This window comes from Pseudomonas sp. NPDC086566 (assembly GCF_050280885.1).
Classification (GTDB): Bacteria; Pseudomonadota; Gammaproteobacteria; order Pseudomonadales; family Pseudomonadaceae; genus Aquipseudomonas; species Aquipseudomonas vlassakiae.
On record NZ_JBNNWD010000013.1, the window covers coordinates 33326 to 51916 of the forward strand.

Below are 18591 nucleotides of genomic sequence, written 5' to 3' on the forward strand. Positions count from 1 at the left end.
GTCAGGCCACCGCCCGCCACATGGCGCACAGCGGGTCGCTGTCGCCAGCGGGCTGGCACAGCTGCACGGCCGCCAGTTGCGGTAGATCGCCGCGCCCCGCGGCATGCAGGTACACCCGTGGCAGTTGCTCGCCGTACAGCTCGCCGGTGCGTTCGATCAGCGCCTGCAGGGCCTGGTCGCTGTCAGCGCAGCCCTGGGCCAGCACCTGTTGCCAGGCACCGCCGGCGGCCAGCAGCAGCACGCTGCGGCGTGGTTCGGCGAGCACGAACAGGAAGTCGCCCTGCTCCAGCTGCGCCGAGCAGCGGTTGTAGGCAGCCATCAGGTAGGGCTGCACCGAGCGCAGGCTCAGGCGGCTTTCCCGTCCCAGGCTCTGCAGCCCCAGCAGCAGGGCTTCCGGCAGCGCGGTGGCGATACGTGCGGCCCCGGCGGGCTCCGGCGAAAGGACGATGCGCCAGTCACCGAGCGACTGGCCGTAAAGGTGCTCGAAGCAGGCCCGGGCGTAGGCATCCAGCTCGCGAGGCTGGCCGATGGCATCGCTCCACGGCACCAGGCAGAAGCGGCTGTAGCGGGCCGACAGCAGCACGCGCAGCTGGGCGCCCTTGACGGCGTGTTCGGCCAGCAGCGCGCTCAAGGCTTGCAAGGCGGCCTCCCAGGCGGGTTGCGTGGCATCGCAGGTGAACGCGCGGCTGCCAAGCCACTGAGTCTGGTTAGCGTGCCAGCAACCCAGGCCGACACCTTCAGCGCCGAGGACGGCACAGAAACGATCAGATGAATGTGACACGGTTGATCTCCTCGAGTGTGGTGCGGCCATCACGGACCAGGTCCAGGGCCGAGGCACGCAGCAGGCGCAGGCCACGTTGGCAGGCCAGCTGCTTGATCTGCGACAGGGGGCGGCGTTCGACGATCATCTGCCGCAGGTCGTCGTCCAGGTGCAGCAGTTCGGCAATCGCGCTGCGGCCGCGGTAGCCGCTGCCACGGCACTGGCCGCAACCCTGGGCTTGGACGAATGTCCAGCCGCTGACCGCCTCGCGGGTCAGGCCCGAGGCGGTCAGCGTGTGGTCATCGACCTCGCACGGCGTGCAGCAGTGCGGGCAGGCCAGGCGGATCAGGCGCTGGGCCAGCACCGCGTTGAGGGCAGAAACGAAGCTGTAGGGGTCGACCTGCATCTGGCTGAAGCGGCCGATCACATCGAAGACGTTGTTGGCGTGGATGGTGGTGAACACCAGGTGGCCGGTCAGCGCCGACTGCACGGCGATCTGTGCGGTGTCCGGGTCGCGGATCTCTCCGACCAGGATCTTGTCCGGGTCATGGCGCAGGATCGAGCGCAGGCCACGGGCAAAGGTCAGGCCCTTCTTCTCGTTGACCGGAATCTGCAGCACGCCGGGCAGCTGGTACTCGACCGGGTCTTCGATGGTGATGATCTTGTCCACGCCATGGTTGATCTCGCTGAGCATGGCGTACAGGGTGGTGGTCTTGCCGCTGCCGGTGGGGCCGGTGACCAGGATCATGCCGTAGGGCTCGCAGGCCAGCCGGCGCAGGGCGCTCAGGGTTTGGTCGGCAAAACCGAGGGCCTGTAGCTGCACGCCGCTGACGCGGTCGGACAAGTCCTGCTTGTCGAGCACCCGCAGCACCGCATCCTCACCGAAGATGCTCGGCATGATCGACACGCGGAAATCGATCTGCCGTTCGCCAATGGCGACCTTGAAGCGGCCGTCCTGGGGGACGCGTTTTTCACCGATGTCCAGCTCGGCCATGACCTTGATGCGCGAGATCACCTGATCGGCGAAGGCACTGCCACTGGCCTTGCCGGCGCCATTGAGCACGCCGTCGATGCGGTACTTGATGACCAGGCCTTGGCCGGTCATGCCCAGGTGGATATCGCTGGCATGCTGCTTGAGGGCGTCGTACAGGGTCGAGTTGACCAGCTTCACCACCTTGCTCTGGTCTTCGCTGATGCTGGTCAGCGACAGGCGTTGCAGCGGGTCGCTTTCACCGCCGGCTTCAGGGTCATGATCGAGGGCGTCGACGGCGTGGAAGCTTTCTTCGTGGCGGGCCAGGAAGGTGGCCAGGTCGGCAGCGTGGGCCAGGTACAGCGGCGCGCCTTGCAGGATGTCGTCGATCCAGGCCAGGCGGGCGTGGTCGAAGGGGTCGGCGAATACGCCGGTCAGCTGGCCGTCCTGCTCGATCATCACGAACTCGTGCTTCAGGCACTGGGCCAGGCTGACCGTGTCGAAGCGCGCAGTGCTGGCCAGCAGTAGCTGGGTGGCCAGCACCGGGTAATGCAGGGTCAGGCCAAGGCGCTGGATGAAGCGGTCGGGGGTGTCGTTGGCCAGGCGCTCCAGGCAGTTGAGCAGACGCTCGTCACCCGCTTGAAGGCGGGCCTGGGCCAGGAGGTCGCGGGGGTAGGCGCTGTACTTGCCTGCAGCTGACTCGAATACGTCTGACATGGCCTGCGACTCCGCTCAGGGGCGCGTCGCGGGCTGGCTTGGCCAGGGCAGCGGGCGCCGCTATTCCCCGGTGAGCAGTTGTTCGTCGTCAGGTCCTGGGGGCCTGGCGCCATTACGGCGGCGATCGGCCAACACCCAGCTGCCATCGTACAACTGCAAGGGGAACGATTCGTTCCTGTTCTGGCGTCGTTCGACAAACCCCTCGGCTGGATCGTCAGTGGCCCTGCGCCGGCGCTCGATGCCCATCAGGTCGAAGATCGCGCGGGCCAGTTCGGCCAGCGGGAACGGCTTGAACAGGACATGACTCACGCCAAGTTCGGCAGCCCGCTCACGGACTTCGGCAGTCGGGTGGGCGGTGATCAGCACGAAATGGCACTGCCTGTTCTTGCGCACGGTCTCCAGGAGTTGAAACCCCACCATGTCGGGCAAGCGGTAATCCAGCACTATCACGTCCGGCGCCAGGCTTTGAGCCTGCTCGATACCACTGGCACCGTCGTGGGCGACGTGAACTTCCAGGCCTTGCGCCTGCAGGTACGCTTGCAGGTTTTGCGCAAGGGTCTGTTCGTCATCGACTACCAATACTCTGTTCACCAAGGTCGACTCCCAAATACTGCCCGGTTACCCGGGTTGCGAAGTGCGGCCTCGACAAGGCTAGAGCAGGCTTCGTGCCAGGCGTGAATTGTCATCTCGCACCACTGTAAGTCATTGATCCTGCTGGGTTGCGGCAAACCCCACGGCACAGGCGCAGGCCTTGTTCCCCACATCCGGGGAAAGTGATGGCACTTTGCCAAACCGCTATTCCCCAGCTTTGGGGAAACCCGTTCGAGGGCGTCAGTCTGCGATTTCCACTGTAGCGGATTCGCGCAAACGTTGGCGCACGGATTGGCGCGCCTGCGCCTGCAACTGGCCGATGAGCGCAGCCTTGGCCAGTTCCAGGGCCGGTTCGGGTATGACCGATGTACTAACACTTTGGTTCTGCGCTCCTTGCAGGGTTTGCCGGTTGGCCTGGTAGAACGCCGCGACTTCGGCCTGGCTGGGTTCGTCTACCGCGCTGAGCTGGGCGTATACCCGCTGCGCGGCCATCTCGCGGCGCATGTAATCAGCGTACTCTGCGCGGTCGAATCCTGCATCTGCCAGGCGCCTTTCGAACAGTGCGGGGCTGGCGAAGGCTGCTTCGATTTCGTCGATTTGAGCTGATACCTGCTCATCACTGATGTGAATACCCTGGCGCTGGGCTTCCTGCCAGAGCAATTCCTTGTCGATCAGTTCATCCAGGGCCTGCTCGCGCAGGCGCTTGTAAAGCGTCGGATTGCGGATGCTGGCCACTGCCCTGCCCTGTGCCTGCAGATACTCGGCAAAATAACGTTCAAGGCGCAGCAGGTCGATATCCACCCCGTTGACCCGCGCGGCGGGCACGTCGGCCCAGCTCACCTTGGCGGCCACCAGCAGCAGGCACAGCAACAGGATCCGCATGACCACCTCCATTCATGGGCTGTCCGGCAACGGCCGGTACGGGGCAACAGCGGTGAAGCGCGGCCCAGGCAGCGCCACCGCGACGACATGGGCGCCGCTCATACCCTGGCGCCTGCCGGGGCCGAAGCCCAGTGCCGGGGTCAGGCCGGTATCGACATCGTGCAGGCTCTCCAGGGCGGCCACCAACCGTTCGCGGCTGGTATCGCGGCCACTCTGCTTCAGGGCTTCGGACAGCAGTTTGAGGGCACACAGGGCGTTGACCTGCAGCGATGCCTGGCGCGGGTCGAGGCCCTGGCGCTGTTGCAGGCCAGCCAGGGTCGCCATGCCCTGCCCGGTCCAGTCATCGGGCAAGAACGGATAAGCCAGGAACACCCGTTGCGACCATTGCGCTGGCAAGCCGGCAACCGCTGCCGCCACCTGGCTGGAGGCGGCGAGCAGGTATGGCGCGCGCCCTTCGGCGTGCAGCGCCTGGGCTAGCGCGGCGAAGGCCTGGGCGCGGCCGACGAAGACGATGCCCTGGCCATCGACGGCCTGGCCGTCAAAGGCAAGGACCGGTGCGGGCATCCAGCCTTGCTGGAGCAGGCGTTCGCGCACCTGCTCGGCCAATGCCGCCTGGTCGTTGCCGGCATACACCACGCGCAAGCCATCAGGCGGCAAGCCGAGCGCGCCCTTGGCATGGGCTGTCAGGCTCAGCAATTGGCTGGCGACATCCGGCAGCGGGTCGAAAATCAGTGGGCTGGCGCCGCTGCGTGGGGTGCTGCCGATCAGCGGCACGCCCTGTTGCTCGAGCAGTGTCGGCAGTTGCTGATCGAGCATGGGCACCAACGGCGTGATCAAGGTAAACACCTGCTGCTGGTCCAGCAGGTGCTGCAAGGCATGCTCGGCACTGGCCTGGTCGGTGCCAGCATCGGCCACCACCAGTTCCAGGCGCCGGCCATGAATGCCGCCCTGCTGGTTTATCTGAGCCAGGCCGTCCTCAAGTACGGCACGCACGACATGCCCGGCTTCAGCCAGTGGGCCACGGGCTGGGAGCAAGGTGCCCAGGCGCAGCACGCCAGCTTCCACCCCGGGGTCGCGTTCATCGCCCAAACGTTTGAGGTAGGCCGTGAGGTTGCGCTGGTCAGCCAGGGTCAGTTCGAAGCGCGGCATGGCGGGGTCCAGACGCTGCCCTGCCGGGTCGACGCCGTGCTGGATCGCGCGGGCCAGCGTGCCGTCGCGGTAGGCCGGGTAGCGGCGACCGTTGCTTTGTCGCTCGCCCTGCCCCAGCGCCAGGCGTTGCCAGTCGAGGCTGGGCGGGCGTACCCCGCCTTCGGCGCGCCCACGCCCGTCAAGCCCGTGGCAACTGGCGCAGGGCAGCACGCTGGCGGGCACGCTCATGTTGCTGGCGCCGACCCGAGCCATCAGCTGTGCGTCGCTGCTCGATACCCCGTGCCGGTACAGGCGTTTGCCGGCTTGTTCATTCGGGGTAAGGTCGAGTGCCAGTGCTGAGTGGCAAAGGCTGAGGCTTAGGAGCAGCGCCATCACCCTTGTAGCGCTCGTTCGGCCGTCTTCGCGGGGCAAGCCCGCTCCCACAGGACAGCTGCGCCTGATAAAGAGAGCGCAACTCCTGTGGGAGCGGGCTTGCCCCGCGAAGAGGCCGGCACAGGCGGACCGAACGTTCATGGCTCAACGCCCAGCCAGCGGTTGCGCCAGCAACTGCATGCGCTGGGCAATGGCGGCTGCGGGTGCATCCGGGCGGATCTTGCTCCAGCGCTTGCCGGCCACGTCACCGGCAATCAGCTGGGTCGAATGCTGCTCGGGGCTGGGCAGGAACTGGCCGATGCGCCCCAGCACCCGATCGACATCGGCCTTGTCACCGGTGAGAAACAGCCAGTTGGCGCTGTCTGCACCTTGCTGCTCGGCGAAGGCCTTGAGCGCTGCCGGGGTGTCGTTGAGCGGGTCGCTGCTGATCGACACGAAGGTCACCTGGCTGGCCAGCTTCGGCCCCATGGCATCGCGCACGTCACGCAGCTTGCGGGTGATCAGCGGGCAGGCGTCGGTGCAGTGGGTGAAGATCACGTTGAGCATCACCACCTTGTCCTTGAGCACATCGCTGTAGAAGCGCAGCTCTCGGCCGTTCTGGTCCTTGAGCACGGTATCGGTGAACCAGGTCTGCGCATCGCGGGTGCCACCGCCACTGGTGATGGTCGGCGGTGCCGGTTGCGGGCTGGGGCCCTCTTGCCCATGGCCCTCATGGGCGAAGGCGACCGAGCTGAGAATCCACAGCACGACCACCAGGGCCAGCCAGTCAGTGGTGCGCATCGTGGTGTGGCGGGCTGCGCTGCTCATGGCTGCACCTCACTGTGTTCGGCGATGGCGGTGCTCTTGGCGTGTACGCGGCGGGCACTCAGGCGGTTGATTTCCTCGACCAGCACGGCCGGGTCGGTGAAGCCGTAGTAGCGGGTCCAGTGGCCAGTGCGGCCGTCCCCCACGAGGATCAGCGGCGGATGCTGGCTGAGGTCGGCACTGAAGCTGCCGAGGCCCTTGAGGGTTTCGGTAATGGCGTATTGCGAACCGGTCAGCCAGCTCCAGCCCGGACCGTGCTGGAAGGCCTTGGCATAGTGCTGCAGGCGCTTGGAGTCGTCACGTTGCGGGTCGACGCTGATCGACACCAGCTGGATCTCCTCGCCCACCCGCCCGCCCAGCTGCTGCTGGACCTTGCCCATGATCGACGACACCACCGGGCACACCGTGGTGCAGCTGGTGTAGATGAAGCCCATGACCACCAGACGCTCGCCCACCAGGTCGTGCTCCAGGCGCACCGGCATGCCGTCCTGGTCGAGCAGCGGGACATCGGCAAAGCGCACGCTGGCCTTCTCCTGGCGCGCTGAAGGCGGCTGCCCGGCGTGGCCGTCATGGTCATGGCCGGCATGGGCCAGCGCCAGGTTGCTGGCCAATGCCAGGCTCAGGGCAAGCAGCTGGAAACAATGCTTGGCGTTCATCGCACATGCCTCACTTCGGTCTGGGAAGCGGTAGCCGCTGCGGCTGGCAGCACGCGCAGGCTGGTGTAGTTTTCTTCGGCGAAGGTGCGCCCGAGCGATGGCGACTGCACGTGCAGGTACCAGGCACCGGCTTCGGGCAGGGTCAGCGCCGCCTGGTACACGCCCTCGCCCACCTCTTCGAGCGGCAGGTTGCGCGCCAGTGAAGACGGCGCCAGGAAGTAGCGCAGGGTCAGGTCGCCCAGGCCGACCCGTGGCCGGCCGTCGTCGCCGACGATGCGCACCTTGGCGGTGAATGGCGTTTGCTGCGCCATGGGCTGGTCGAGGCCGATGAACTCGGCATGCGCCCCCCGGCGCTGGCTCGCTGCCGGCGCAGCGGCCACCTCGGTGCTGAAACAGTGGATGATCTGCGGCTGGTTGAGCAGGAACGCCACATCGAACGTGCCCGCTGCCGGCATCTTCACCGTCGAGCCATACACGCCCGGTGCCAGCTCCCGCAGGCTGCGGTCGATGACCAGGGTCGCGCGGGCCTGGTGGCCACGGTTGTTGTAGCCGGACATCGGGGCGTTCATGCCCTCGGCGTAGAAGTAGGTGGTGTTGTCCACCGGGTTGACCACGAATACCGAGTTGTCGTCACGCGACACCGCCAACCCTTGGGCCAAGGGCAGCTCGCCGGCCTGGCGTGGCGCCGCAGGGCCGGCTTCGAAGCCCTGCACGATCGGCTGGCGCCCTTCGCCCAGGCTGCTCAGGTTGATCATGCTGACCTTGGGCGAGGCCAGGCCGCGGATGTAGGCATAGCCTTTGGTGAAGGTCAGCTGGTACGGTTCGGCCGCCACCGGAACGCGATGGATCAGCGTGTCGGTGCTGGCATCGATCACCAGCGCCTGGTTGTCCAGGGTGTTGAGCACAATGCCCCAGCGGCCATCACCGCTGAAGCGCATCGGCCCGAGGCCTTGCTCGGCCTTGACGATGTGGCGCAGCTGATGGCTGTTGGCATCGATCACCCGCACCGTGCCCTCTTCGCCATCGCTCACGTAGACCGCCTGGGACAACGCCGAGTAGGCCACCGACAGCGGGTGCGGGCCGACCTCCAGGGTTTTCACCAGGCGCATCTGGGGGATGTCGATGATGCTCAGCGTGCCGCCATCGCGGTTGCTGACAAAGGCGTAGCGTGAGTCGCCGCTGAAGGCGATTTCGTGATGCCCGGAGCCGGTGGCGAATGACTTCAGGGTGCTGCGCGCGGGAACGTCGATCACCGTCACCCCGCCTTTGGCCGGGTCGCTGCTGTTGTTGCCGACCCACAGCCGGTGCTGGTCCGGCTGCAGGGCCACGCGGACCGGTGACTCACCGGCCTCCAGGGTGGCAACGCGGGTGAAGGTCTCGGTGTCGATGACCGCCACCTGGCCACGCTCGGTGATCGACACGAAGACCTGCTTGTCGTCGGCAGTGGCCGCCCAGTCCATGGGCCGGCCTGGCAGATCGATGCGCGCCAGGGTACTGGTGATGCCGCCTACCGACACCGTAGGGTCGATCACGGTCAGGCTGGCGTCCTTGTTCAGCACCAGCAGGAAGTAGCTGTTCAGGTCGAGCAACGGGCGTGCACCGATGCTGCTCTTGAGGAACAGCGCAACACGGGCCTTGCAGCTCTGGTCGCGGTTGCCGCCTTCTGCCGGTGCCGATTGCGCCGGGTCGATCCAGGCCCCCGGCGCCATGCCCGACAGCGGCTGGCCGCTGGCCTGGTCGGTGACCTTGAAGCGGATGTTGGCAAAGCCCCCTTCACGCAAATCGCCACCGGCCAATGGCCGCGCCTCGAACTCCACCGTCACGCCGTCCCGGCTGAGCCGGTGCAGGGCCTGCGGGTCGGCAGGCTCCTGCAGCAGTTCGCGCGGGTCGCACCAGAGCTTTTCGTAGGCCATGCCCAGGCCGATCAGCACTGCCGCCATTACCAATCCCATATAGGCAGAGCGAATATTCTTGTTGTTCATGCTCGCGCTCCCTTACTGGCCCGCGGCGGTTGCCGGCGGCAGGTCATTGGTCACTCGCAGGATGCCCCACAGTCCCGAGAGGTTGCCGTAGGCGGCGTAGTCGCGGAACAGGTAGTCACCCTGCACAGCGTTGGCGCCACCGGCACTGGGCAGCATGAAGCTGAAGTGCGCGGCTGGCAGCACGCTCTCCTGGGCGCCGATATACATGGCCATCGGGTTAAGGCCGAAGCGCACCGAGCCGATACCAGGCAGGTTCATCGGGTAGCCGTCGGTGTCGTTCTTCTCGGCCTGGAATGCATGCAACGGCCAGACATGCCCGTCCAGCTGGTAGACCATGCCGCGGCTGCCACCGCTGGGCATGACGATGTGGTTGCGCACCGGCTGGCCCGGCCTGGCGTACAGCACCGGGGTCAGCGGGTCGCCACCGACCAGGGCGTTGGCGTAGGCCATGTGGGCGTTGGGCACATCGGCGAAGCCCAGGCCGTTGGCGTGGCCGAACGGCGAGTCCGGGGCCATGCCGAAGCGCAGCCACAGCGGTTCGGTGCGGTAGTTGACGGCCATGTTGCCGTTGTCTTGCGGGTCGCCCGCCGCACCGTTACCTTCGGCGTTGATGCCTTCCACCGGGCGACCATCGGCCCAGCGCATGTTCAGCGCGCGCTGCCAGACCGTGACGAAGTCGCGGTAGTCCGGCTGGCCAGTGACCTTCACCGTGGCCTGGGCGCGCGTGGCCGTGTCTTCGCTCCAGGTCGCGGTCTGTGGCAGCACGCTCATGGCACCGACCAGGCCCTTCTGCGGTTGCTTGATGAAGTCCGACGGGGTCAGGTTGAGGCCGCCGAACTCGATCGCCGTGGTGTTGATGTTGTCCACCGTACGGCCCAGTTGCAGCACCGGCTTGCCTTCACGCTCCAGGTGGCCGGCGTAGTACTGGTACACCTTGCTCGGATAGGCTCCATTGTTGCCGACCCGGGGCGGTACGGTCTGCACCGGGTTGAGGCCGACGTTGGCACCATCGGACTTGGTGATGTCGTAGGCCAGCAACTGGGCGTGCAGGCCGACATGGCTTGACGGGCGCATCAGGTTGTTGGCAAAGGCGGTGGAGCCTTCGCTGTCGAACCGGTCACGCTTGACCACGTTATGCATCACCGCCGTACTGGGCAGGTCTGGCATCACCTCGGGCAGGCGGTTCTCCAGGGTGATGCTGATGCAGTCGCCAGCGTTGGCACGCAGGATCAGCGGCTCCACCGGCACGCCGGCTTTGAGCTTGCCGGTGGTGGCATCGAGGTCGGCCTTGCGCACGTACAGGATGGCCGTCGGGTCGTGCAGCGGCGCACTGTGGCCGCCGATACTGAACGGCATGCCGTCCTCGGGATCGACACCGCTGACCAGCGGGATGCTGGTCTTGCGGTTGTTGAACACCAAGGTGCCACCGTTGGCCTTGAGCGGCCCGCCGACATGCTGGCCGATACCGGCGATGTCGTTGATGGCCACGCCGTTGCGGTTGTCGAGGATGTCGTTGGCCAGCGCGGCGACGATCTCGTAGCTGCGCTTGACGGTGGCGCGGGTGCCGATGCCGTTGGGGTTGGCCGTGGTTTTCGGGCAGATACCGTCGAAGTTCACGGTGTTGCGCATGGCCACCGGCTGCGAGTTGTTCGGCAGCGGGAACAGGTCGGCACGCTGGGCAGTGTAGTTGCGCATGATGCCCCAGATGCCGTTCCAGTAGCCTTCCAGCGCCGCGTCCAGCGAATACAGGTAGTCACCGTTGGGGGCGGCGGAACTGGAAATCATCGATACCGGTGCCAGGAAGCCAAGCTGCTCTGAGATGCCGATCATCTGCGATGACTTCCAGCCCGAATTGGAACTGTTGCCAAAGCCGGAGCCGTTTTGCAGCCATTTCACGCCGTGCAGCGTCACGTTGTGCTCCTCTTCATGGCCGCCGGCATGCATGCGCAGGCGCACGTTGTCGCCGCTGTAGGTGCGCAGCATCGGCGTGAACGGGTCGCCCGGCTCGCTGCCGCCCCGGTTGATGTGCGGTGGGAACAGCGTGGTGCCACCGGTCGGGCCGACCGCCGAGGTGATCGCCGAAGGCGCCAGGTTCAGCGCCGGGATGGCGCGGTCGGTACGCGTCTGCAGCGCGTAGCTGAGGTCACCGCCAAGGCCGTCGGCCTGCATGCCGCGCTTGCCGTCCGGGCCAACCTTGTTCGGGTCGAACACGCGCAGGGCCAGCGGTTCGTTACGGTAGTTGACGACGAACATGCCAGGGTCATCCACCGAGATCGCCTGCGGGCATGGCCGGCTCGGGCAGCCCGGATTGATGCCGCCACGTTCCTCGACGATAGCCTCCAGCAGGTTCGACGCCTTGCCGCGTACCGGCGGGTTGATGGCGTAGCGGAAGCTGTCACCGGTGGCCGGGAATGACTGGGCATTGGGGATGCCATCCGGGCCGGCGCCAACGTACACCCCCGCCTCGTAGGCATGCTGGAAGTCGCTGTACTCCAGGAAGAACTCGCGGTAGCTGTCGTTCTTGCCGTCACCGTCGTTGTCGCCGGTGTGGATCACCGCTTGCCACGAGGTCGGGCCACCATCCTGGCGGGTGGCCGGGTTGTACAGCTTCTCGCCAGTCTCGGCGTGGTACCAGGTGGAACCGGCCGGCTCGGCCAGCACGGTGGCGTACAGCCCGAGTTGCTGGTGGGTCGATGGGCCGAGGTGGTCGTGGGTGAAGATGGTGCCCAGGCCACGGTCGACGTTGAACACGTTGACCAGCGGGTCGGCGAACCAGCGCTGCATGGCGGTGCGCGCGCCCAGCCAGTCGGCCCGGCCGAAGCGGCCGAAGTATGGATGCTGCTTGGCTTTCGGGCAGGCAGCGGTGCCGTCGCGGGGGTCGCCCTCGCTGCAGTTGTTGTAGGCACGGATGGCCTGCACGCGCTCGACCACACTGCCGGGCGAGAGGATGCCGTCTTCGTAGTTCCAGCCGTTGGCCGAGCCGTCGGCGGCGGTCAGGTCCCACTTGGGCAGGTGGATGTGCTGGCCGATCACGTCGGTCGGGGTGCGCACCTGGTAGTCGTCCATTTCATAGAACGACGGGATCAGGTTGGTGTGCTGGTACATGGTGCAGTCGAAGGTGTTCATGCGCATCACCAGCGGCTCTGGCGGGCGCTGCTTGGTGATCACTGGCCAGGCGTCTTCCCACAGGGCGATGATGCGCGCCTGCGGGAAGTGGTAGCCGACCTTGTTGTACACCGCGTCGAACTGGATGTTGGCGCCCTTGTAGATACGTGGGCGATCAGCAGTGAAGGCAGACGCGCCACGGAAATTGATACCGCTCAGGCTTTCGCCGCTGAAGAATTCGCCCGCGCCCGAAGACTGCGTCAGGCGTTTGCCACGGTCATCCATGCACGGTTCATAGAACGGGGCGCCTGCAGTCGGCAGTGCGCCGTTGGTGCGGAAGGCCTTGGGTACCGGTTGGCTGCCAGGGATCAGCGCATAGCTGGGGTGCTCGGCCGCAGCATGGAACTGCATGGCAGCCTGCTCGACGTCGGTACCCTCTTCCGGCAGGTAGATCGGCTTGGCCCGGTGCACCACCTTGGAAAAATCCAGCTTGGTGGTGGTGGTGACGGCTTCGCCGCCAGCGGATACGCCGTCCAGCGCGTGGCGCCCGAGCCCACCGTCCCAGCCATCGACCTGGTTGGGGTCGAGGTTGGCCCACAGCGCATTGCCGCTGTCCTTGAGCTGCCGGGCCAGGGCGGGGTCGAGCATGTCCAGTGGCGGGGTTGGCGGGCGGTTACCGACGCTGCTTTCCATACCGCCAATCCAGAACGGGTAGCCCGGGTTCTTCAGCGTGCCGTCGGCATTGCGGTTGGCCTCGCTGCGGTCGACCAGGGCCAGCGAGCCGATTGCCCTGGCAGCGCCAGGCGGCTGGGCATGGTCGTCATCACCTTCGCTTTCAGGATGGTCATCGTTGTTGGCGGCCACCTGCTCGGCAGCGAGCTTGGGCACCACCACCACCTTGCCGGGCATCGGCGCCATCGCCTTGCCCGGCAGCGGCACAATGGCCGGGATTGGCGTGCCGGCAACGATCTCGCCGTCCGGCAGGGCCCGGGCGCCCGCCGCTGGCTTGCCGCTGCGCAGCGCGAACGGCGTGCGATGGAAGCCGTCCTCGCCCTGCCCGCTGACGTCCAGACGGGTGCCTTCCTCGAACACGTCATGCACCCGCCACATGGCCCACATGCCCTGGGCGAAGTGCGGGTAGAAGTGGCAGTGATAGATGGCATCGCCGGCCACCCGGTTGCGGTTGCCTGAACCTCCGTTGGCGATCTCATAGGTGTAGCCGACGCCGGCACCGATACCCTGGGCATCGATGTAGTCGGAATTGTCGTCGTTGGGGTTGAACAGCCATTGGTGCCCGTGCAAGTGGAAGATGTGCTGCTCGTGACCGTTGTGGGTATTGCGGAACTTGGTGAAGTCACCGATGTAGCTGTGGTGCACGTTGGCCGGTTCCGCCGGGTACAGGGCCATGCTGGCCTTGACCCCGGTGGCACTGGCCGGCGGCACTTCGCCGGGGCGGATATGTTCGAGGCCGACGTTGGCCGGCACATCGACCAGGGTGCCGATATCGCCGACGGTATGCGCACTGAGGAAGAACTCCTCATAGGCGCACGACAGGCAGTCATGCATCGGCCCCACGCCGAGGCGGTTGGCAACCACCTCGGCGCCCATGCCACCGGAGCCATAGTTGATCATGAATGCGTCGCGCGCCGGTTCCAGTACATGACCCATCACCGGGTCTGCCCAGTAACCAGGGAAGGCCTGGGTGCCGGCCACCTCATCGGCGAACTGCGAGGCGAAGTCGCGGAACGCCTCGAGCCGGTTGGGCAGCGCCGGGTTGCGCTTGCCGATGCTTTCCAGTGGGTAGGTGGACTTGGGGAAGCTGCCATCAGGGTTGGGGCCCATGACGATGGCGTCGGTTTCGCTGCTGATGATCTGGTTGCCGTCGATCATCGCGATGATCGGCTTGCCGGCCTTGCCCTCGGTGAGCCAAGGCTCGCGCTGTGGGTAGCGGGCCTCGTAGTCGATCACCGGCTGGCCGGTGGCGGTACGCCCGGTGGTGGCCAGGCGCATGTCTTCTTCGCTCAGGGTGTTGCGGTAGGTTCGCCCACCTTTGGGGACCACCACCACCTGGCCGAACAGGCCGTTGGCGACGTTACCGGCAGCCCCTTCGCCGCCAAAGGTGGCGGCCTTGCTGGTAGCGGCGAATGCCCCTTCGCGCTCGGCAAACAAGGTGTAGCTGCGGGTGCTGCCGGGGCTGACCAGGAAGTTGCCGTTACGGCCGGTGTTGGCGGAGATGTCGGCGATGCTGTTGACCGCCTGCATGCCGTTGACCTGGAAGCCGACCATGCGCTCGGCGACTTGCTCGTCGGCGACGAAGCCTTCGGCAGCAGGGTCTTTCGGCAGTTCGACGCCTTCGACTTGTTCCGCCTCGATGCCGTGCTTGTTGGGGTTGGCCTTGTAGTCGAGCAAGTTGGTGAGGTTGACCGTGAGGCAGTCCCCGGCGGCCACGCGCAGCACGATCGGCCGTGGGCGCTTGTCTGGCCGCAGGGTGACCTTGCCCGGCACCGCGGCGCCGCCCTTGCTCAGCGGAACCTGACGGTCATCCACCACATCCTCGCGCAGGGCGAAGATCATGCCGTTGGCGTTTTGCGCACCCAGGCGGTTGAACATCAGCGGCTGGTCCAGGGCCACCACGTTGGCCACCAGGGTGCGCTGGCACTGCACGGCAGCCTCGCTCTCGCTGGTCGCTTCCCAGCCAAACAAGGCCAGGACAAGTGATGTCAGGACGGGGCCTTTGGACGGGGTCGGCATGCTGCACCTCCGGGACACAGGAACACTGCAGAGAGGGCAGCAAGGTGTGTGCCATAAGGAAATAGCTTGCTATTTCAGTCAGTTAGTAATGGAAACGGACCCATTTGGGGAGGATCCCCCATGGAAATTCCCCGAATCGGGGGGATGATATGCATTGTCGTTTCGGAAGATGGCAGCGGGGCTTTTTCGGGCAGGCGTGAACGCAGATGGCGGCCCTTCGTCGGCCCACTGCAAAAAAAACCGTGAAAACCCATGAAACAAGTTGAACATACAGCTCCGGTAAGCTTCCAAAAGATGATACGTGCCATCCTTTTGCCAGGAGCCTGCCGCCCATGCCTAACCAGTCTTCCCTGCCGTGCCAGCGCCCAGGAGCCCTGCGGCCATGAAGATGCCCGGCCGCGCGCCCAACTCCAGCCTGCAGCTCGACTACGTCCGTGACACCCTGTTCGGCCCGGTCGCCCTGAGCGTGGAATGCCAGTGCCAGCTCGCCCCTCTCAATTTGCAGGGCCGCCCTGGCTTGCGCCTGCATATCTGTCCACCCTTGCCGGACAAGGTCGAGCGCGCCCACAGCGTCGCGTTCGTGTGGGACGGGCGCAGCTATCATGGCGTGGTCCGCGATCAGGGCAAGTGCGGCGATGGCGGCTTGAACCTGCTGCTGGAACTGCAATAAGCCGATCAACGGCCACGCGCCAGGATGAACCTGATACAAGCGGCGGATCTCCATAACTACAAGGCTTGCCTTCTGGAGAACGCCATGAACAGCCCGTTGCTCAAACTCTTCACTCGCCCCTCCGACGCCTGGATCGACATCCGCCGCGCCGAAGAAGACCACCCGCAGCAATACCTGCCACGCCTGTTGGTGCTGGCCCTGATCCCTGCCCTGTGCCTGTTCGTCGGTACCACCACCTTCGGCTGGAGCCTGGCCGCAGAGGACCGCGTGCGCTTGAGCATGGCCAGCGCGGCACAACTGGCCGGGCTGTTGTATGCCACCACTGTGGTCGGGGTCATGCTGATGGGGGTGATGATCCGCTGGATGTCGCGCGGCTTCGATGCGCAACCGACGCTCAACCAATGCATCGGCTTTGCCGCCTACTGCGCTACGCCATGGTTCTTCGCTGGCGTTGTTGGCCTGGTGCCGATCCGCTGGCTGGCACTGCTGGCGCTGGTCGCCGCGTCAGCCTACGCCACGGTATTGCTGTACGGCGGCTTGCAGACCTTCCTGCGCCTGCGCAAGGAGCAGGCCATGCTGTTTTCCAGCTGCGTGTGGGGCGTGGGGTTACTGTTGCTGGTGACCATCCTGGTCTCGATGATCCTGTTCTGGAGCCACGGGCTGATGCCAGAATACGTGCGCCCGGCCAGCCTCGGCTGACCGGGACGCATCGGGTGCTCAGGCGATGGCCCTGAGTGCCGCCGGGTGGCTGTCCCGCAGGGTATGCAACTGACCGACAAGATTTACCAGGTCGCGACAACTGTTCAAGCTCTGCAATGAGACCCCGGAGAGGGTCACGCCCTCTTCGAGGCTTTGCCCCTGACCCAGGCGAATGGTCAAGGTGTTGCCGTCCGGGCAGCTGACTTCGCAGCGGTCGGGCAGGCAAGCCTGCTCGATGATCTGCCGCATTTCCAGCATCGAAACTCCTATCAACGACATAGTACGACCCTCTCTGTACTGGATGGCCTGTTGTGTGTGAGTACGCCTTTGGCAGGCAGGGTGCCAATTGATAATGCGCATGCCCAAGCGGCCGTCCATGCGCCGGGGCAATGATCGTGCGGGGAATCCCTTAGCACCTTAGTGGAAGAACGGCGGGGAGCACCGCTCGTTCGATCGAATGCTGGCACTTCGCGACAGGCGGTCACAGAACGTCCCTATCTGTCAGCCAGGGACGCCCACAAATGCTGCGCGGCATAGGCACGCCAGGGGCGCCACGCCTGGGCGCGTTCGGCCAGTTGGGCGGCAGGGCCTTCAAGCAGGCGCAAGGCCTTGGCCAGCGCCACATCGCCCAACGGCAATGCATCGCTGGCGCCAGCTTGGCGCAGTGCCAGATACTGGGCACTCCAGGGACCGATCCCTTTCAGGAGGCGGAGATTGGCCAGCAGCGGCTCGAGCGCCTGGCCTTTGCGCAGCAAGCTGGGTTGTTCCTGCAGCGCACGCGCCAGCGTACCGAGGGTGGCAGCACGTGCGCCAGGCATGCCCATGTTTTCCAGGTCGGCAGCGGCAAGCACGTCCGCCGTCGGGAAGACATGGGTAAGGCCGGCGACCGCAAGACGCAACGGCTGACCATGGCGCACCACGAGGCGCCCGGCCAGGGTCATCGCGCCCGCCACGCTGATCTGCTGGCCGAGCACCGTGCGCATGGCTTGCTCGCAGGCGTCCCAGCCTTGCGGGACGCGCAGGCCTGGGCGGGCGGCGAGCAGCCTGGCCATCAACGGATCGCGGGACAGCTCGGCGGCGATGCGGAGGGGGTCGGCGTCGAGGTCGAAGAATCGACGGATGCGGGCGACCAGGAAAGGAACGGATGATGCAGGCACACCGCTGAGCTGAATATACAGGCGGTTGCCCCTGGCAGGCCTGGCTTCGAGTACAGCGTGCTGGCCAGCTACGGTGAAACTGCGGCGGTAGGTGCCATTGCTGAATGTTTCGATGCCGGGGATGCAGCGGGCGGACAGGAAGGTCTGGGTTGAAGGCCAGTGGTAGGGCATGGGGTAGCGCAACCACAAGGTGTGCTGGCCGCAAGCATTTAATGAGCGGTGAACGGCGTGCAGTCGGGACAGAGACATCGCTGCATCATGCCAGGATTTACGGGGCTTGTACCGACCTCTTCGCGGGCTCGCCCGCTCCCACGATGCTCAAGCCTGTGGGAGCGGGCGAGCCCGCGAAGAGGCCGTTACAAGTGATCAATGATCCAGGCCGGCGCCCTCCTCCGACATCTGCCCAAAGCGGCCGGCGTGGAAGTCATCGAACGACTCGGCAATCTCCGCCTGGCTGTTCATCACGAACGGGCCGTAGCCTACGATTGGCTCATCGATCGGTTCACCGCTGAGCAGCAGCAGGCTGGTGCCTTCGAGCGCCTCGATCGCCACATCCTCGCCACCGCGCTCCAACAGCACCAGGCTGGCCGGGCCGGCTTCGCGCTCGCCGTTGACGCGTACGCTACCGCGCAGCACCACCAGTGCCGCATTGTGGCCGTCGGCGACGGGCAACTGCAGGCTGGCCCCGGCGTTTAGGCGCATGTCGCACACGTTCATCGGAGTAAAGGTCCGCGCCGGGCCTGCGTGGGCCTGAAAGCTACCCGCGATCACCCGCAGGCTGCCGGCGTCACCCTCCAGTTGCACCACCGGAATGTCCTTGGCCAGCAGCGTCTGGTACCCCGCCGCTGCGCGCTTGTCACGTGCCGGCAAGTTGACCCACAGCTGCACCATCTCCAGCGAACCGCCGCTGCGGGCAAAGACCGGGGAATGGAACTCTTCGTGGATGATGCCATTGGCAGCGGTCATCCATTGCACGTCACCCGGGCCGATCAGGCCACCGGCGCCGGTCGAGTCGCGGTGCTCCAGTTCGCCCTGATAGACGATGGTCACGGTCTCGAAACCACGGTGCGGGTGCTGGCCGACACCGCGTCGCGCGCTGGTCGGGCTGAAGTCGTACGGGCCGGCATAGTCCAGCAGCAGGAACGGGCTGATCTTGCTGGCCAGGTTGTCATAGGTGAACAGGCTGCGCACCGGGAAGCCATCACCCACCCAATGGGCGTTGGGACTGCGGTGGATACCCAGGATCTTTTTCATGAGAAGTCTCCTCTCTCGGCTGGGTTCACCTTATCAATGAGACCAATAAGCCGGTAGCCCGTTGAAATAACA

At 65.8% G+C, this 18591-nt stretch carries 14 protein-coding genes; 2 read left to right on the top strand and 12 right to left on the bottom strand.

Annotated features, from left to right (window positions below):
• Window position 1: 1 nt before the first annotated feature.
• The 9 genes from ACQKPS_RS24840 to mnxG all read right to left on the bottom strand — a co-directional run bounded on the left by ACQKPS_RS24840 (window position 2) and on the right by mnxG (window position 14739).
• A complete protein-coding gene (locus ACQKPS_RS24840; RefSeq protein ID WP_427605828.1) occupies window positions 2-781 on the bottom strand; it encodes a hypothetical protein in 780 nt (259 codons plus the stop codon).
• A complete protein-coding gene (locus tag ACQKPS_RS24845) occupies window positions 765-2447 on the bottom strand; it encodes a GspE/PulE family protein (RefSeq protein ID WP_254485265.1) in 1683 nt (560 codons plus the stop codon). The genes ACQKPS_RS24840 and ACQKPS_RS24845 overlap by 17 nt, the downstream gene beginning before the upstream one ends.
• Window positions 2448-2507: 60 nt before the next feature.
• Window positions 2508-3041 carry a response regulator gene (locus ACQKPS_RS24850; RefSeq protein WP_254485264.1) on the bottom strand — a complete coding sequence of 178 codons (534 nt, stop codon included), beginning with the start codon at window positions 3039-3041 and terminating at the stop codon, window positions 2508-2510.
• Between the two features lie 237 nt (window positions 3042-3278).
• Window positions 3279-3920, bottom strand: coding sequence for a SurA N-terminal domain-containing protein (locus ACQKPS_RS24855; protein ID WP_283724512.1), 642 nt, complete (start codon window positions 3918-3920; stop codon window positions 3279-3281).
• A gap of 12 nt (window positions 3921-3932) precedes the next feature.
• Window positions 3933-5441, bottom strand: coding sequence for an ABC transporter substrate-binding protein (locus ACQKPS_RS24860; protein ID WP_427605831.1), 1509 nt, complete (start codon window positions 5439-5441; stop codon window positions 3933-3935).
• A 144-nt stretch (window positions 5442-5585) separates the two neighbouring features.
• Window positions 5586-6248 carry an SCO family protein gene (locus ACQKPS_RS24865; RefSeq protein WP_254485261.1) on the bottom strand — a complete coding sequence of 221 codons (663 nt, stop codon included), beginning with the start codon at window positions 6246-6248 and terminating at the stop codon, window positions 5586-5588.
• Window positions 6245-6901 (bottom strand): SCO family protein, encoded by a 657-nt coding sequence (locus tag ACQKPS_RS24870; protein ID WP_254485260.1) that lies wholly within the window; start codon window positions 6899-6901, stop codon window positions 6245-6247. The genes ACQKPS_RS24865 and ACQKPS_RS24870 overlap by 4 nt, the downstream gene beginning before the upstream one ends.
• Window positions 6898-8883, bottom strand: coding sequence for a cytochrome D1 domain-containing protein (locus ACQKPS_RS24875; protein WP_254485259.1), 1986 nt, complete (start codon window positions 8881-8883; stop codon window positions 6898-6900). Before ACQKPS_RS24875 ends, ACQKPS_RS24870 begins: the two co-directional genes overlap by 4 nt.
• 12 nt (window positions 8884-8895) lie before the next feature.
• Window positions 8896-14739 carry a manganese-oxidizing multicopper oxidase MnxG gene (mnxG, locus tag ACQKPS_RS24880; RefSeq protein ID WP_427605834.1) on the bottom strand — a complete coding sequence of 1948 codons (5844 nt, stop codon included), beginning with the start codon at window positions 14737-14739 and terminating at the stop codon, window positions 8896-8898.
• 382 nt (window positions 14740-15121) lie between these two features.
• Between mnxG and ACQKPS_RS24885 the strand changes: the two genes are divergently transcribed.
• Window positions 15122-15409, top strand: a complete 288-nt coding sequence (locus ACQKPS_RS24885; protein WP_054885289.1) for a hypothetical protein — start codon at window positions 15122-15124, stop codon at window positions 15407-15409.
• 84 nt (window positions 15410-15493) lie between these two features.
• Window positions 15494-16108, top strand: coding sequence for a Yip1 family protein (locus ACQKPS_RS24890; RefSeq protein ID WP_427605836.1), 615 nt, complete (start codon window positions 15494-15496; stop codon window positions 16106-16108).
• A gap of 18 nt (window positions 16109-16126) precedes the next feature.
• Here ACQKPS_RS24890 and ACQKPS_RS24895 read toward each other — a convergent pair whose 3' ends face one another.
• From ACQKPS_RS24895 to ACQKPS_RS24905, 3 genes are all read right to left on the bottom strand, one after another.
• Window positions 16127-16387: a DUF1652 domain-containing protein gene (locus ACQKPS_RS24895; protein WP_254485255.1), complete on the bottom strand. Its 261-nt coding sequence runs from the start codon at window positions 16385-16387 to the stop codon at window positions 16127-16129.
• Between the two features lie 215 nt (window positions 16388-16602).
• Window positions 16603-17514: a DNA-3-methyladenine glycosylase family protein gene (locus ACQKPS_RS24900; protein WP_427605839.1), complete on the bottom strand. Its 912-nt coding sequence runs from the start codon at window positions 17512-17514 to the stop codon at window positions 16603-16605.
• A 117-nt stretch (window positions 17515-17631) separates the two neighbouring features.
• Window positions 17632-18519 carry a pirin family protein gene (locus ACQKPS_RS24905; protein ID WP_427605841.1) on the bottom strand — a complete coding sequence of 296 codons (888 nt, stop codon included), beginning with the start codon at window positions 18517-18519 and terminating at the stop codon, window positions 17632-17634.
• Between the last annotated feature and the right edge of the window lie 72 nt (window positions 18520-18591).